The organism is Streptomyces sp. NBC_01210, assembly GCF_036010325.1.
Taxonomy (GTDB): Bacteria; Actinomycetota; Actinomycetes; order Streptomycetales; family Streptomycetaceae; genus Streptomyces.
Genome location: NZ_CP108549.1, coordinates 5309422 through 5324623 on the forward strand (window position 1 = coordinate 5309422; position 15202 = coordinate 5324623).

A 15202-nucleotide genomic window follows, 5' to 3' on the forward strand; every position below is an offset into this window, starting at 1 on the left:
CCACGACCATGAAGCCCGGAATCCATCCCGCGTACGGCCCAGTTGTCTTCCGCGACAAGGCGGCCGACTTCGCCTTCCTCACCCGCTCGACCGCCACCAGCGAGAAGACGGTGGAGTGGGCGGACGGCAACACCTATCCCGTCATCGATGTCGAGATCTCCTCGGCGAGCCACCCCTTCTATACGGGGACCGCGCGTGTGCTCGACACGGCCGGCCGCGTGGAGCGCTTCGAGCGGCGTTACGGAGGCCGGGGATGATGCAGCTGGCCGTCGCGCTCGTCGGCGGGCTGCACTCCGACGCCCGTAAGGCCGCCGTGGAGCGGCTGCTGGCCACCGTGCCGGGCAGTGTCGCGCTCCACCACGACCTCTCGACTGCCGTACAGGGCACGGTCGTCCGAACCGTCCGCGACGCACGCGGCGTCCGCGACACCGGAGAGGCGCCGCTGGTCAACGACTGTGCCTGCTGCGCACTGCGCGAGGACCTGGTGCCCGAGCTGGAACGGCTCGCGGACGACGGAGCCACCCTGCTCGCGGTTGTGGAGCTCTGGGACTCGGTCGAGCCCAAGGCGATGGCTGAGGTCGTCGCGGCGCACGGCGGCGAACGGCTGGTCGTCACCGCGGTGATGACCGCCGTCGATCCGGCGCTGCTGCTGCCGTACCTCGGCAACGGCGACGACCTGATGGACGCCGGACTCGCGGCCGCCACCACCGACCGGCGCACCGTCGCCGACACCTGGGCCCGCCAGCTGGAGTACGCGCCGGTGCTCGCCGTCGTCGACAGTGAAGGGCCCGAGGGTGCTTCCGACGAGGACCGCGCACTGCTGGCGCAGCTGCATCCGACCGCCCGCCAAGTGGCTGTCGAAGGACCGGACTTGGCCGTCGCCGCGCTGGCCGGCTTCGATGTCGAGGCGGCCGCGGCCGCGCAGCATCCGGCCTGTGCGCTGCTGCCGCAGGACGCGGACGACTGTGGCGTCGGTACGTACGTCTGGCACCGCAGCCGCCCCTTCCACCCGGAGCGGCTCTACCGGGCGCTGGAGGACCTGACCTGCGCGGCGGCCCGCAGCCGCGGCCGGTTCTGGCTGGCCGACCGCCCGGACACCCTGCTGGCCTGGGATGCGGCGGGCGGCGCGCTCTGCGTGGAGAACGCGGGCCCCTGGCTCGCCTCGCTGCCGGACGCCGCCTGGGAGCTGGTGCCGCCGGTCCGCCGGGCCGCGGCCGCGCTGGACTGGCACCCCGAGCACGGTGACTGCTGCCAGCACCTGGTCTTCACCTCACCGGGCCTGGACCGCGACGGCCTGGAGCAACTTCTCGAATCCTGCCTGCTGACCGATGCCGAGTACGCCGCGGGCCGCGAGGCCTGGAAGCGGCTGCCGCCCGCCTTCGACTCCCTCCTGGAGGTCTGATGTCCCCGCGCCGCCCCGAGCCGCGCAAGCCCGTCAAGTCCCGCCCCAACCCGCTGGACCACGCGGGGATCACCTATATCGACTACAAGGACACCGATCTGCTCAGAAAGTTCATCTCGGACCGCGGCAAGATCCGAAGCCGCCGGGTGACGCGGGTGAGCGCCCAGCAGCAGCGCCAACTGGCGCTGGCGATCAAGAACGCCCGGGAGATGGCGCTGCTGCCGTACTCCTCCGTCCGCTGACGGGCCGACGACGACTTCCCCGGGGGCCGGACGGCCGGCCCCCGGGTCTGCCGGGTCGATCGATTACCTGAACATGGGAGCCGGAACGGCGCGGCACACGTCTCTTCCTTGTGTAAGAAGGATTCGGCGCTGCGGGAGACGCTGGAGAAGCTGTAACCGAGGGGCCACCCCGCGTGCACGTGCATCTGCTCATGCATTGGCATATGAACAGAGCTATGATCCGGGACAGTTGACCTATGCACCTTGTCCCCGGGAGCGACTCGTGCACCACGCGTACAACGGCATCGCGGCCACGGAGCTCCACGGGGTCGTCTGGCAGAAGAGCAGACACAGCAACTCCCAGGGCTCGTGCGTGGAGTTCGCCAAGCTGCCGGGCGGAGACGTGGCGATGCGCAACTCACGGCACCCCGACGGCCCCGCACTCGTATATACGCCCGCGGAGATAGAAGCGTTGCTTCTGGGCGTCAAGGACGGGGAGTTCGATCACCTGATCGTGGGGAGCTAGACCGCCCGAAGGCGGGCCCGCTCACCCCGGAGCTAGCCCAGCAGGAACAGCGCCCAGACAACCTTTCCGTGGAGCGCCCCGGCGAGCGGGTGCCAGCCCCAGCTGTCGCTGAAGGAGTCCACCAGGAACAGACCGCGGCCCGACTCGGCCGCACCACTGGGGTCGGGAAAAGGGATGTCGTCGCTCTCGCCGGTTCCGGGACTGACATGGCTGGGGTCGCGCACCGCACACACCAGCCGGCTGGTCCAGTGCATCAAGTGCAGCCGTACGGGCGGTTCCTGAACCTCCCGCTGAGCGTCCGCGGGCAGTGCGTGCCGCAGGGCGTTGGTGACGAGTTCGGAGACGACCAGCGCGACATCGTCGAATCTGTCGCTCAGATCCCACTGGCCGAGCGTCGCCTTGGTGAACTGCCGTGCTCCGCGCACCGCTTCATAGCGGGCGGGCAGGGCGCACGAGGCTGAGCTGGAAACCGCTGCGGGATCGATGGGGGGAAGCCCCTGCCGTAACGGCTCGAGCATGGTCGATCCATTCATCCCCATGCGAGGCACTCCCGGGAATCGCGGCTGTGACGCTACAACACGAACGAGCACGCAGGTGCGCGAGGACCATGGTTCCGAATGCGTAGAGCAGATGCAAGGGCAGATGCACGTGCACGCGCCGGACCTGTCCGCTCCCGTGCCGGTTCTTGCTCATTTCTTCCACCAATCTCTTTCGCCCCCTTCCCGAAGCCTTCTCATCTCCGTAATCGAATGAGTACGGGCTGAAGCGTTTTGGTGGCAGAATCCCGGGTCTCGGGGTTCGGGGGTGCTCCGTCAGGCATACCTATGAGGCGATGGGGAGGGTTGGGGTCGTGACCGCAGGCGAGTCGAGCGGTTCCGTGGTACGGCGCATCCTGTTGGGCTCACAGCTGAGGCGGCTGCGCGAATCGCGTGGCATCACCCGTGAGGCGGCTGGGTACTCCATTCGCGCATCCGAATCCAAGATCAGCCGCATGGAGTTGGGACGGGTGAGCTTCAAGGCGAGGGACGTCGAGGATCTGCTGACGCTCTACGGAGTCGCCGACGAAGCAGAACGAGGATCCCTGCTGGGCCTCGCGAAGGAGGCCAATGTCGCCGGGTGGTGGCACAGCTACGGCGATGTGCTGCCCGGCTGGTTTCAGACATATGTGGGGCTGGAAGGCGCCGCCTCACTCATCCGCATCTATGAAGTGCAGTTCGTGCACGGCCTGTTGCAGACCGAGGCGTACGCCCATGCCGTCGTCACCCGCGGCATCCCCGACGCGCCCCGGGCCGAGATCGACCGCCGGGTCTCGCTGCGTCTCGAGCGTCAGAAGGTTCTCGTCTCCGAGCGCGCGCCGCGCTTCCAGGCCGTGCTCGACGAAGCCGCGCTGCGCCGTCCGTACGGCGACCGGGCCGTGATGCAGGGCCAGTTGAGGCATCTCATCGAGATCTCCGAACAGCCCAACATCACACTGCAGGTGATGCCCTTCAGCTTCGGCGGGCACGCGGGCGAGAGCGGAGCCTTCACCATGCTGCGCTTCCCGGAGTCGGACCTCTCCGACATCGTCTATCTGGAGCAGCTCACCAGCGCCCTGTATCTCGACAAGCGCGAGGAGGTCGCTCAGTACGAACGGGTCATGCGGCGGCTGCAGGAGGACAGTCCGGATCCGGCCGAGAGCCGTGACCTTCTCCGTGGTCTTCTCCAACTCACCTGAAACGTCAGTACGATGACGTCACATCAGGCATCTGCCTCTGCAGTCTTCTGAGGTTAGGAATCGGATCACATGTCCTTCTTCACCGAGCTGGCCCACCAGTACATCGATGGCGAGTGGAGGCCGGGAAGCGGCTCCTGGGACATCATCGATTTCAACCCGTACGACGGCGAGAAGCTGGCCTCGATCCCGGTCGCCACCGCTGTGGAGGTGGACCAGGCCTACCGCGCCGCCGAGCGCGCGCAGGAGGGCTGGGCCGCGACCAATCCGTACACCCGCCGACTGGTCTTCGAGCGTGCTCTGCGAGTCATCGAGGACCGCGAACAGGAGATCGCCGAGACGATCATCGCGGAGCTCGGCGGTACCCGTCTGAAGGCGGCCTTCGAGCTGCACCTCGCCAAGGAGTTCCTGCGCGAGGCGGTGCAGCTTGCGCTGCGGCCCGAGGGCCGGATCCTTCCTTCGCCGACCGACGGCAAGGAGAACCGCGTCTATCGCCTGCCGGTCGGCGTCGTGGGCGTCATCAGCCCCTTCAACTTCCCCTTCCTGCTGTCGATCAAGTCGGTCGCGCCGGCGCTGGCGCTCGGCAACGCCGTGGTGCTCAAGCCGCATCAGAACACCCCGATCTGCGGCGGATCCCTGGTGGCCAAGGTGTTCGAGGAGGCGGGCCTGCCGGCCGGTCTGCTGAATGTCGTCATCACCGACATAGCGGAGATAGGGGACGCGCTGATCGCGCACCCGGTGCCGAAGGCGATCTCCTTCACCGGTTCCGACAAGGTGGGGCAGCATGTCGCCACCGTCTGCGCGGCGAACTTCAAGCGAGCCATCCTCGAACTCGGCGGCAACAGCGCGCTGATCGTGCTCGACGACGCCGATGTCGACTACGCGGTGGACGCGGCGGTCTTCAGCCGCTTCGTGCACCAGGGCCAGGTCTGCATGGCGGCCAACCGCATCCTGGTGGACCGGACGGTGGAGAAGGAGTTCACCGAGAAGTTCGTCGCCAAGGTCAAGACCCTGAAGGTCGGCGACCCGGCGGACCCGCAGACCCACATCGGCCCGCTCATCAACTCCACGCAGGCCGACGCGGTGACATCGCTCGTCGAGCAGACGGTGGAGGGCGGCGCGACCGCGCTGCTGCGCGGGACCGCCGAGGGCAATCTGGTGGGTCCCTCGGTGCTGACCGACCTGGCGGACGACTCGCCGATCCTGTCGCAGGAGATATTCGGCCCGGTGGCGCTCATCGTGCCGTTCGACGGGGAGGACGAGGCGGTCAGGATCGCCAACGACACTCCGTACGGCTTGAGCGGCGCAGTGCACACCGGTGACGTCGAGCGCGGGGTACGGATCGCGCACCGGATCAACACCGGCATGATCCACATCAATGACAGCACGGTTCACGACGAGCCCATCGTCCCGTTCGGCGGCGAGAAGCACTCCGGCAGTGGGCGGCTGAACGGTGAGTCGATGATCGAGGCGTTCACCACCCAGAAGTGGATCTCGGTGCAGCACGGCCGCTCGCAGTTCCCGTTCTGACCCGGGTGTCCAGCCCCTCTCTCCGACCCTGCTTCAACTTTGCGCCCACGGACCCTTGCGGACAGAACCTGACCGCAAGGGACCGTAGCGTGAGTGGTGTCAGAAGGAGGGCGGACAGCCTCTCCGTGAAGCACCCGGAAGGGCGGACATCATGGTCACTCACGTTCCCGCAGAGGCCCACGGCGACGAGCGCGGCGCGCTCCTCTCCTTCGTCGAGGCGCAGCGCGGCGCGATCCGCCGCTCCGTACTCGGACTGACCGAGGGGCAGGCGGCGAGCCGCCCGAGCGCCGGCGAGCTCTCGCTCTCCGGACTGCTCAAGCATGTCGCGGAGACAGAGCTCGGCTGGCTCCGGCTGGCGCAGCAGAAGCCGAACGAGAAGCAGCGCACCGAGGAGACCTGGGACGACAGCTTCCGTCTCGTCGAGGGCGAGACGGTTCCCGGGGTGCTGGCCTTCTGGGACGAAGTGGCCAAGGAGACCGCCGAGTTCATCCACTCCGTGCCCAGCCTGAACGACACCTTCCCGCTGCCCCCGCAGCCCTGGTACCCCAAGGACGGTGCGGTGTCGATGCGCTGGCTGCTGCTGCACCTGGTGGAGGAGATCGGCCGGCACGCGGGCCACGCGGACATCGTCCGTGAGTCGCTGGACGGCAAGACCGCCTTCGAGCTGGTGGCCCTGGAGAGTGGCCAGGACTGGGGTTAGGACTCCCCGGCATCCACCGCGGCGGCCCGTGCACGCAGACGGGCCGCCGTGTCGTCGTCGTGGAGCTGTTCGGCGACGTCCGCCCGCAGCGCGAGGAGCCGGACGAGCTGTTCGGCGGTGGGCTGCTCGTCCTCCAGGCCCAGCACCCGGTCCAGGATCTTCGCGGCGCCCGCCGGATCGTCCTTGGAGTCGGTGAAGAGCGTCGCCATGTGCAGAGCACGCGCGAAGGTCTCCCGGGGAGCCGGCCGGTGGTGCTGGTCCTCGGTGATCTGCTTCCCGACACGGATGCAGTTGCCGCCGGGGTCGGTCATCAGAAACTGACGCACCCCGTAGCTCATGTCCTTGAGCGTCCCGAGGCGCGGCAGACCGCGCGTCGGGATCTTTCCGTACGCTGCCTTCAGACCGGTCCGGAAGGACTCGTACAGCGCGTCCACCTCGTCCGTGGCGACGTAGCAGGTGCTGAAGGATCCGGCGGGGTCGTACTTCTTCATCCCGAAGAACTGCAGCTGGATGCCGCCGCGCTCGACGACGGCGTACGGATGGGGGCTCTTCTGCTGGAAGGCCACCTCGAAGCCGAGCGCGGTGTAGAAGTCGAGCACCGGCTGGAGGGTCTGGCACGGCAGGATCGGAATCGTCTTCTCGGCCATGCCAGCTACTCTAGTCAAAGTTGAATAGAAAGGTACGCGGATGTCTGCGATCCGGCTGCTCGTCCTCGGAGCCGTACGCCAGCACGGGCGGGCGCACGGTTACCAGGTCCGCAACGACCTGGAGTACTGGGGCGCGCATGAGTGGTCCAACGCCAAGCCCGGCTCGATCTATCACGCGCTGAAGCAGATGGCGAAACAAGGGCTGCTGCACGCTCATGAGATCGCTCCGTCCACGGCCGGCGGGCCGCCGCGCACCGAGTACGAGATCACCGAGAAGGGCACCGAGGAGTACTTCGCGCTGCTGCGCGAGTCGCTGACGTCCTACGACCAGAAGATGGACGTGCTCTCGGCGGGGATCGGCTTCATCGTCGATCTGAAGCGGGAAGAGGCCGTGGCGCTGCTCAAGGAGCGGGTGCGCGGACTCCAGGAGTGGCGGTCCTCGGTGACGGACTACTACACGCCCGAGGACGGCCCGGAGTCGATCGGGCACATCGGCGAGATCATGAATATGTGGGTCTCCTCGGCGGACTCGGGTGCGGAGTGGACGCAGGGCCTGATCCGGCGGATCGAGGGCGGGGCGTACACCTTCGCGGGGGAGGGCGAGCCGTTTGTGGGGGTGCTCGCCGAGGGCGAGGAGAACCCGTACGCGACGGGCGAGCCGCATGAGGAGGATCAGAGCTGATCTGGTCTCCCCATCGGGACCCCCGTCCCGTCGTGGACCTTCGCCTCGTCGTGGACCTGGGCGCGTCGCCCGGCCGGCTCGGCGGCCGACACCGGAACCGGCGGAAGTCAGTGGTGGAAGGCTGTTGCCGCCGCCGTGTACTTGCTCATGGGGTGGGGCTGGCGGCGCAGTTCCGGCATCAGCGTCCGCAGGTCTTCGAGCAGCAGCTCGCTGAGGTCGGCCGAGAAGCCGTTGCGGCAGACCACCCGCAGCACCGAGAGATCCTCGCGGTTGGCCGGGAAGGTGTACGCGGGCACCAGCCAGCCGTGCTCGCGCAGCCGTCGCGAGACGTCGAAGACATCGAAGTTCTGCACGTCCGGGGCGGTGGTCACGGCGAACACGGGCAACTGGTCGCCACGGGTGAGGAGTTGGAAATCACCCAGGGCCGCGATCTCGTCCGCGAGCCCGAGGGCGACATCGCGGGTCGTCTGCTGGACGGCCCGGAAACCCTCGCGCCCCAGCCGCAGGAACGTGTAGTACTGCGCCACGACCTGCGCGCCGGGCCGGGAGAAGTTGAGGGCGAAGGTGGGCATGTCGCCGCCCAGATAGTTGACCCGGAAGACCAGCTCCTCGGGCAGCTCGGCGGACGAGCGCCACAGCGCCCAGCCGACGCCGGGATAGACCAGGCCGTACTTGTGCCCGGAGGTGTTGATGGAGGAGACCCGCGGCAGCCGGAAGTCCCAGACCAGCTCCTCGTCGATGAAGGGCGCGACCATCGCGCCGGACGCGCCGTCGACATGGACGGGGATGTCCAGGCCGGTGCGCTCCTGGAGGGCGTCCAGGGCCGCGCAGACCTCGGCGACCGGTTCGTACGACCCGTCGAAGGTCGAGCCGAGCACGGTCACGACGCCGATGGTGTTCTCGTCGCAGAGATCGGCGGCGGCCTGCGGGTCGAGGTGGAAGCGGTCGCCCTCCATGGGCACGAGCCGCGGCTCGACCTCCCAGAAGTTGCAGAACTTGTCCCAGCAGACCTGAACGTTGACGCCCATGACGAGATTCGGCCGGGCGGTGGCGGGGTAGCGGTCGCTGTTGCGCTGCGTCCAGCGGCGCTTGAGGGCCATCCCGGCGAGCATGCAGGCCTCGCTGGAGCCGGTGGTCGAGCAGCCGACCACGGCTTCGGGGTCCGGGGCGCACCAGAGGTCGGCGAGCATGGCCACACAGCGCCGCTCCAGTTCGGCCGTGCGGGGATACTCGTCCTTGTCGATCATGTTCTTGTCCCGGCACTCGCCCATCAGCACCCCGGCCTGCGGCTCCATCCAGGTGGTGACGAAGGTGGCGAGGTTGAGCCGGGAGTTGCCGTCGAGCATCAGCTCGTCATGGACCAGCCGGTACGCGGTCGCCGGCGGCATCGGACCGTCGGGAAGCCGGTGCCTGGGCGGGGCCAAGGTCATTCCACTGACCGGGTCGGTCTCCCCGAAGAAGGGGTTGAGGGCGAGCCGGCGCCGCGCCTGCTCGTCGGGGGAGTCGCTTGCGCCCTTGTGGAGTGGCATCCGTCGCTCTGCCTTCCTCGGTCCGTATGAGTTCAGGCGCGATGAGTTCAAGCGCGATGAGTTCACGTGCCGCGATGAGGTCAAGCGCGACGATACGGACAAAGGGGACTGATGGCTCGTCGGGCGGCGATGAGGCTGCGTCGCACTATTGGGCTTGCACCTCACGTGACGTGAGGACTCAGGCTGAGGCGCGTACCGAGAAACGAAGGGAGCGGAAGGCGATGAGCTACTCCGTGGGACAGGTCGCCGGTTTCGCCGGAGTGACGGTGCGCACACTGCATCACTACGACGAGATCGGACTGCTCTCCCCGAGCGGCCGCAGCACTGCGGGCCACCGGCGTTACGACGACGCCGACCTCGACCGGCTGCAGCAGATCCTGTTCTACCGGGAGCTCGGCTTCCCGCTCGAGGAGGTCGCGGCGCTGCTCGACGACCCGGATGCGGACCCGCAGGAACACCTGCGCCGGCAGCACGAGCTGCTGTCCGCCCGGATCACCAAGTTGCAGCAGATGGCCGCTGCCGTCGAACAAGCCATGGAGGCGAAGAAGATGGGCATCAACCTCACGCCCGAGGAGAGGTTCGAGGTCTTCGGGGACAAGGACCCCGAGCAGTACGCGGAGGAGGCGGAGCAGCGCTGGGGCGGCACCGCGGCCTACGCCGAGTCGCAGCGGCGGGCCGCGGCCTACACCAAGGACGACTGGAAGCGCATGCAGGCCGAGGTCGCCGACTGGGGCGCGCGCTACGACGCCCTGATGGCGGACGGCGAGCCGCCGACCGGTGAGCGGGCCATGGACCTGGCCGAGGAGCACCGGCAGCACATCACCAAGTGGTTCTACGAGTGCACCTACGAGTTCCACACGTGCCTCGGCGACATGTATGTGTCGGACGAACGGTTCCGCGCCTTCTACGACTCCACCCGGCCGGGCCTCGCCGTCCATCTGCGTGACGCGATCCTCGCCAACGCGGTGCGCAACAGCTGAGGGACTCCTGTGGGTGGGTGATTCCTGGTCCGGATTCGGGCCCGTCCGGTCCGGATTCGGGTCCGTCCAGGGCTCAGGTACGGGCCAGGATCACCGCCGTGCCGTATGCACAGACCTCCGTGCCCACATCCGCCGCTTCCGTCACATCGAAGCGGAACATCAGCACCGCGTTCGCGCCGCGCGACCGCGCCTGCTCGACGAGCCGCTCCATCGCCTGGTTGCGGGTCTCGACCAAGGTCTTGGTCAGCCCCTTCAGCTCGCCGCCGATCATCGACTTGAGGCCCGCGCCGATCTGGCTGCCCAGATGCCGCGAGCGCACCGTCAGACCGAAGATCTCGCCGATGACCTCCTGCACCTGGAATCCGGGTACGTCGTTCGTGGTGACGACCAGTACGTCGGACTGCGGGCCCTGTCCGCCGCCGTAATCCTCGATGCCCATCTGCGTCCACCTTCCGTACCGCTGCCGTCCGGGGCTTGTGACGCACAGCTTTGTCCCAGTCCGCGCACAGTGCATCCTGAACAGGCAGATGGAACGTGGAGGTGCCCGAAGGCGTTGATACCTTTGGGCGGCCGACCATGCCGATCGCCGATCGACCGACTATCGACTCAGGAGCCCGGACCTCGTGACCACCCTTGCGCTCGGACCGAGCTGGCTGGACCCGGACTATCTGATCGGGACTTTCGGCCTCATCGGTGTCCTGGTCATCGTCTTCGCCGAGTCCGGCCTGCTCATCGGCTTCTTCCTGCCGGGTGACTCGCTGCTGTTCACCACCGGCCTGCTGGTGACGACCGGGAGCCTGAACAGCCTTCCGCTGTGGGCGGTGTGCGCCTTGGTGGTGCTTGCCGCGGTCGTCGGTGACCAAGTCGGCTATCTCTTCGGCCGAAAGGTCGGCCCCTCTCTCTTCAAGCGCCCCGACTCCAAGCTCTTCAAGCAGGAGAACGTGGAGAAGGCGCACGAATTCTTCGAGAAGTACGGCCCCAAGTCGCTGGTCCTGGCCCGCTTCGTGCCCATCGTGCGGACCTTCACGCCGATCATCGCCGGTGTGAGCCGGATGAACTACCGCTCGTTCATCACCTTCAACGTCATCGGCGGCACGCTCTGGGGCGCGGGTGTCACCCTGCTCGGCGCCGCGCTCGGCAACGTCGAGTTCGTCCACAAGAACATCGAAGCGATGCTGATCCTGATCGTGCTGCTCTCGGTCGTCCCGATCGGGATCGAGTTCCTGCGGGCCCGCTCCAAGAACAAGAAGGAAGCCGCCGCTGCCGGACCGGCCGCCGAGGTGCCGTCGGCCCAGCGCGGCCGCCACGCCAAGCGCTGATCCCTTCCCGCCGGGAAGGTCCAGCAGTTCCCCGGAGGGTTTTCGAAGTCCCGCCGGAGGGTCCCGAAGATCCCGCCGAGGTCTAGAAGCCGCGTGTCCGCTTGGCCGCGCGGCGCCCGGCCGGCCCCTCGGTGACCGGCACCCGCAGGAACAGCCGGGAGATCTCCCCGCCCAGGTTCACCCCGATCGCGATGGCCAGCGCCAGCGCCGCCGCCTTGGACAGTGAGGCGAGGCCCGCGTTGAGGTCGTTCCTGGCAATCTCCAGCAGCCCGAAGTACGTCGCGCTACCCGGCAGCAGCGGCCCGATCGCAGCGGTGACGTACGGCAGCGCGGACGCGAACCGGTAGCGCGAGAGCATCTGCCCGAACAGGCCCACCAGACCGGCCGCGACGGCCGTCGCGGCGACCGGCGGTGCACCCGCGGTGTCCGCCAGCGCCCCGTACACCACCCAGGCCACTCCACCGTTGAGCGCCGCAAGCAGCACCGTGTTGCGCTCCTGCTGCAGCAGTACGGCGAAGCAGAGCGACAGCGCCATCGCCGCCAGCGTCTGGATCTCCGGTCGCTCCACGCTGTGGATGGCGGTCTCCGGGTTGAGGCCCGCGTCCAGCGCGACGCCCAGATAGAGCACCATCAGCACGCCGACGACGATGCCGACGACGAGATAGCCGACCTCGAGCAGCCGGGCGGCCGCGGTGATGTAGAAGCCCGTCAGGCCGTCCTGCACACCGGCGACGAGAGCCCTCCCCGGGATCAGCGCGAAGAGTCCACCGGTGATCACCGCGGAGGCGCGTACCTCCAGCGGTGAGAGCGTCAGGGCAACACCCATCGCGGCCGGCGGCATGGCCGCGACGACGAACTGGTAGAACTCCGGCAGCCCGCGTCCCGCGCACAGCCAGGCCAGCCGGTCGCCGAGCACCGCGCCGATCGCCGCCGCCAGGAACACCACCACATCACCGCCGACCAGCACGGATGCCGCGCCGGCCAGCAGACCGCCGGACGCGGTGAGCGCCCAGCCCGGATACGGGTGCCGGTTACGCCGGATCTCCGCAAGCCGCCGGTAGGCCTCCTCCAGGGAGATCTCCATCTCCTCGGAGCTGATGTCGTGGACGAGGCGGTAGACGGCCGCCAGCCGGGTGTAGTCGGTGCCACGCCGCCGCACCGTCCGGTTCGCCGTCACCGGATCGTCGACCAGCGAGGGCTGATACGTGATCGACAGCAGGGTGAAGGTGACGGTCGGCTCGCAGCGGTCCAGGCCGTACGAACGCGAGATGGCGAACATGGCGGCCTCGACATCCTCCGCGCCCTCGCCTCCCGCGAGCAGCAGTTCGCCGATACGGAGCGTCAGGTCCAGCACGCGGGGAACGGCGGGACCGCCCTCGTCGTGCTTCTGCACCGCTTCGGGAACCGGCCGTTCGCCCACCGGCATCCGCAGCATTGCCCGCATCCGGTCCTGCCAGGGCCCGTCCTTGGTGAGCCGGACCGCGGGGATGCCGTGCGCGGGGGTGAAGGCGGGCGGTGAGTCCTTGGCGCTGTAGGTGCGGGGCGGGGCGAAAGCGGAACCCTCCGGCTCGGCCGGAGCTTCGGTGCCGATCCCGGCCGGAACGGCGAACTCCGAGGATGGATGGTCCTCCTCGGGCGCTTCCGGCTGTCCCACCCCCGCCGGCGGGGTGAAGGCGCTGTGCGCCTCGTCGGACTGAGGCTTCCGGTCTTCCGGACCCTCCGGCTCCGCCACCACGTGCTGTCCTCGCTCCCTCTCGTGTCGCCGTGTCAGCTCAGTATGAGCACGGACACCTGGCCACACGAACAACGGGCGGTACACCCCGAGGGTGTACCGCCCGTACGAGCAGCTCAGCGGCGTATCAGTACGCGCTCAGCGCCGGCTCGGTGAGCCCGCCCAGCGGGAGCTCAGTGAGCCCCGCCCTGCGCCTCGAGGCGCTTGTAGGAGGCCTCGATCTCCGCCTCGGCCTCGGTGCGGCCGACCCAGTTCGCACCCTCGACGGACTTGCCCGGCTCCAGGTCCTTGTAGACCTCGAAGAAGTGCTGGATCTCCAGGCGGTCGAACTCGGACACGTGGTGGATGTCGCGCAGGTGCTCCACTCGCGGGTCGGAGGCCGGCACGCACAGCAGCTTGTCGTCGCCGCCTGCCTCGTCCGTCATCCGGAACATTCCGATGGCGCGGCACTTGATGAGGCAGCCGGGGAAGGTCGGCTCGTCAAGGATGACCAGCGCGTCCAGCGGGTCGCCGTCCTCGCCGAGGGTGTTCTCGACGAAGCCGTAGTCGGCCGGGTAGCTGGTCGAGGTGAAGAGTCGACGGTCCAGGCGGATCCGACCGGTCTCGTGGTCCACCTCGTACTTGTTCCGCGAACCCTTCGGGATCTCGATGGTGACGTCGAACTCCACGGGTGGCTCCTCCATGATCAACACATACGTCTGGTGGTTAAGTGTCCCTCACGCAGGTGTGTGATCGCGAAAGGGGCTGGTGCGAGGTGCCAGAGGTCAGGACGTGGCAGCTCGCTGCGGGCGCCGCCGTGGTCGGCCTCGCCCTCGCTGCCGGGGCGGTGGCCGCGGCCGGTCCTTGGGACTCGGGCCAGCGTAAGGCCGAGAGGCAGCGGGTGGCTGCCCAGAGCGACGTGGGTGGCGCACATCACGAGGTCCGCAGGCCGAAGCGGCCGGCGCCCGCGCCCAGCGCCCCCGGAGTGCTCGCCGCGCTCGGCGCTCCGGCGACCGCGCCCGCGACGGCCCCGGCGACCGCACCCGCCGGGCTCGCGAAGCTGCTCGCGCCGCTCCTCGGCGACCCCGGCCTCGGAGCGGTCCATACGGCCTCGGTCGTCGATGTGGCGACCGGCAGGCAGCTGTACGGGAAGGGGGCCGCGGACCCGATGACACCGGCCTCCACCATCAAGATCGCCACCTCGGTCGCGGCGCTGTCGGCGCTCGGCCCCGACCACCGCATCCCCACCACGGTCGTCGCGTCCAAGGACGGCAAGACGCTCACCTTGGTCGGCGGCGGCGACGCGAGCCTCGACAGGGCCGGTCTGGGCAGGCTCGCCGACCGGACGGCACGTGCCCTGCGCGACCGTGGGACCACCACGGTCCGCCTCACCTACGACACTTCGCTCTACGCGGGCCCCGGCCGGCACCCCATCGGCCCCAACGGCAACATTGCCCCGGTCAGCGCGCTGATGGTCGGCGAGGGCCGGATCGACGACAGGACCACCGGCAACGCCGGGCGCACCGGGGACCCGGCGGGCGACGCGGCCCGCGCCTTCGGGCGCCTGCTGTCCGAGCGCGGCATCAACACCTCCGCGGAGCCCGCTTCCGGCCGGCCCGCCGCCGGTTCGGTCCCTCTCGCCAAAGTCCTCTCCGAACCGCTCTCGGCGCTGGTCGAGCGGGCGCTGACCAACAGCGACAACGACATCGCCGAAGCACTCGCCCGCCAGACCGCGATCGCGACGGGCGAGGAGGTGAGCTTCGACGGGGCCGCGCGTGCCGTCACCAAGCAACTCGCCAAACTGAAGCTCCCGTTGACCGGCGCGCACTTCGCCGACGGCAGCGGTCTGAACCGCGACGACAAACTCTCCGCGAGCCTGCTGACCGCGCTGCTGACCCGCGCCGCCGACCCGGCCCACCCCGAATTGCGCCCGGTCCTGACCGGCCTCCCGGTCGCCGGCTTCAGCGGCACGCTGCAGACCCGCTACGGCGCCACCTCGCCCGGCACCGGCCTGGTGCGCGCCAAGACCGGCACCCTGAGCGGCGTCAACGCCCTGGCAGGCACGGTCGTAGCCCCGGACGGACGCTTCCTCGCCTTCGCTTTCCTGGCAGGGAGCACCCCGTCCGCGGAGGCCGCCCAGCCCGCCCTGGACCGGCTGGCCGCCGCACTGGCTTCGTGACGTACCCGGCGAATCGGCCGGTTCCAACACCTGACCGCCGCCGGAGCCGACAACGTACGGTTGAC

General features: G+C 68.9%; 17 protein-coding genes. 11 read left to right on the plus strand and 6 right to left on the minus strand.

Translation table 11 applies throughout. From position 1 onward, the window contains the following. The first annotated feature begins 8 nt into the window (after positions 1–8). The 4 genes from OG735_RS24135 (at position 9) to OG735_RS24150 (ending at position 2149) form a co-directional block, all read left to right on the plus strand. Positions 9–257: a type B 50S ribosomal protein L31 gene (locus OG735_RS24135; RefSeq protein WP_327325246.1), complete on the plus strand. Its 249-nt coding sequence runs from the start codon at positions 9–11 to the stop codon at positions 255–257. Further along, positions 257–1402, plus strand: a complete 1146-nt coding sequence (locus OG735_RS24140; RefSeq protein WP_327328433.1) for a CobW family GTP-binding protein — start codon at positions 257–259, stop codon at positions 1400–1402. The genes OG735_RS24135 and OG735_RS24140 overlap by 1 nt, the downstream gene beginning before the upstream one ends. Further along, positions 1402–1644 carry a 30S ribosomal protein S18 gene (gene rpsR / locus OG735_RS24145; protein ID WP_327325247.1) on the plus strand — a complete coding sequence of 81 codons (243 nt, stop codon included), beginning with the start codon at positions 1402–1404 and terminating at the stop codon, positions 1642–1644. Before OG735_RS24140 ends, rpsR begins: the two co-directional genes overlap by 1 nt. Positions 1645–1906: 262 nt before the next feature. Continuing rightward, positions 1907–2149 carry a DUF397 domain-containing protein gene (locus OG735_RS24150; protein ID WP_327325248.1) on the plus strand — a complete coding sequence of 81 codons (243 nt, stop codon included), beginning with the start codon at positions 1907–1909 and terminating at the stop codon, positions 2147–2149. A 32-nt stretch (positions 2150–2181) separates the two neighbouring features. Here the strand turns inward: OG735_RS24150 and OG735_RS24155 are convergent, their stop codons facing one another. Next, positions 2182–2688 carry an ATP-binding protein gene (locus tag OG735_RS24155; RefSeq protein ID WP_327325249.1) on the minus strand — a complete coding sequence of 169 codons (507 nt, stop codon included), beginning with the start codon at positions 2686–2688 and terminating at the stop codon, positions 2182–2184. Positions 2689–2999: 311 nt separating this feature from the next. On the opposite strand from OG735_RS24155, the gene OG735_RS24160 reads away from it, so the two are divergent. The 3 genes from OG735_RS24160 (at position 3000) to OG735_RS24170 (ending at position 6090) form a co-directional block, all read left to right on the plus strand. Further along, complete coding sequence (locus OG735_RS24160) at positions 3000–3863, plus strand: helix-turn-helix domain-containing protein (protein WP_327325250.1); 864 nt, start codon at positions 3000–3002, stop codon at positions 3861–3863. Between the two features lie 69 nt (positions 3864–3932). Further along, entirely contained in the window at positions 3933–5390 is a 1458-nt protein-coding gene (locus tag OG735_RS24165) for an aldehyde dehydrogenase family protein (protein WP_327325251.1), read from the plus strand. A 151-nt stretch (positions 5391–5541) separates the two neighbouring features. Further along, positions 5542–6090: a DinB family protein gene (locus tag OG735_RS24170; RefSeq protein WP_327325252.1), complete on the plus strand. Its 549-nt coding sequence runs from the start codon at positions 5542–5544 to the stop codon at positions 6088–6090. Here the strand turns inward: OG735_RS24170 and OG735_RS24175 are convergent. Beyond that, positions 6087–6737 (minus strand): bleomycin resistance protein, encoded by a 651-nt coding sequence (locus OG735_RS24175; protein ID WP_327325253.1) that lies wholly within the window; start codon positions 6735–6737, stop codon positions 6087–6089. The two genes, OG735_RS24170 and OG735_RS24175, sit on opposite strands and share 4 nt — an antisense overlap. Positions 6738–6777: 40 nt before the next feature. Here OG735_RS24175 and OG735_RS24180 point away from each other — a divergent pair, with 40 nt between their 5' ends. Further along, positions 6778–7419, plus strand: coding sequence for a PadR family transcriptional regulator (locus tag OG735_RS24180; protein WP_327325254.1), 642 nt, complete (start codon positions 6778–6780; stop codon positions 7417–7419). A 107-nt stretch (positions 7420–7526) separates the two neighbouring features. Here OG735_RS24180 and OG735_RS24185 read toward each other — a convergent pair whose 3' ends face one another. Next, positions 7527–8948, minus strand: coding sequence for a glutamate decarboxylase (locus OG735_RS24185; RefSeq protein ID WP_327325255.1), 1422 nt, complete (start codon positions 8946–8948; stop codon positions 7527–7529). Between the two features lie 221 nt (positions 8949–9169). On the opposite strand from OG735_RS24185, the gene OG735_RS24190 reads away from it, so the two are divergent. Further along, a complete protein-coding gene (locus tag OG735_RS24190) occupies positions 9170–9928 on the plus strand; it encodes a MerR family transcriptional regulator (RefSeq protein WP_327325256.1) in 759 nt (252 codons plus the stop codon). 73 nt (positions 9929–10001) lie between these two features. Here the strand turns inward: OG735_RS24190 and OG735_RS24195 are convergent, their stop codons facing one another. Next, entirely contained in the window at positions 10002–10367 is a 366-nt protein-coding gene (locus tag OG735_RS24195; RefSeq protein WP_327325257.1) for a YbjQ family protein, read from the minus strand. A 184-nt stretch (positions 10368–10551) separates the two neighbouring features. On the opposite strand from OG735_RS24195, the gene OG735_RS24200 reads away from it, so the two are divergent. Further along, the gene (locus OG735_RS24200) at positions 10552–11247 is read left to right on the plus strand and encodes a DedA family protein (protein ID WP_327325258.1); all 696 of its coding nucleotides are present in this window, start codon (positions 10552–10554) and stop codon (positions 11245–11247) included. Positions 11248–11329: 82 nt separating this feature from the next. On the opposite strand, the gene OG735_RS24205 is transcribed toward OG735_RS24200, so the two are convergent. Further along, positions 11330–12982, minus strand: coding sequence for a threonine/serine ThrE exporter family protein (locus OG735_RS24205; protein WP_327325259.1), 1653 nt, complete (start codon positions 12980–12982; stop codon positions 11330–11332). A gap of 170 nt (positions 12983–13152) precedes the next feature. Next, positions 13153–13647: an inorganic diphosphatase gene (locus OG735_RS24210; protein WP_108151010.1), complete on the minus strand. Its 495-nt coding sequence runs from the start codon at positions 13645–13647 to the stop codon at positions 13153–13155. Positions 13648–13733: 86 nt separating this feature from the next. Between OG735_RS24210 and dacB the strand changes: the two genes are divergently transcribed. Then, positions 13734–15137 carry a D-alanyl-D-alanine carboxypeptidase/D-alanyl-D-alanine endopeptidase gene (gene dacB / locus OG735_RS24215; RefSeq protein WP_327325260.1) on the plus strand — a complete coding sequence of 468 codons (1404 nt, stop codon included), beginning with the start codon at positions 13734–13736 and terminating at the stop codon, positions 15135–15137. Positions 15138–15202 lie beyond the last annotated feature (65 nt).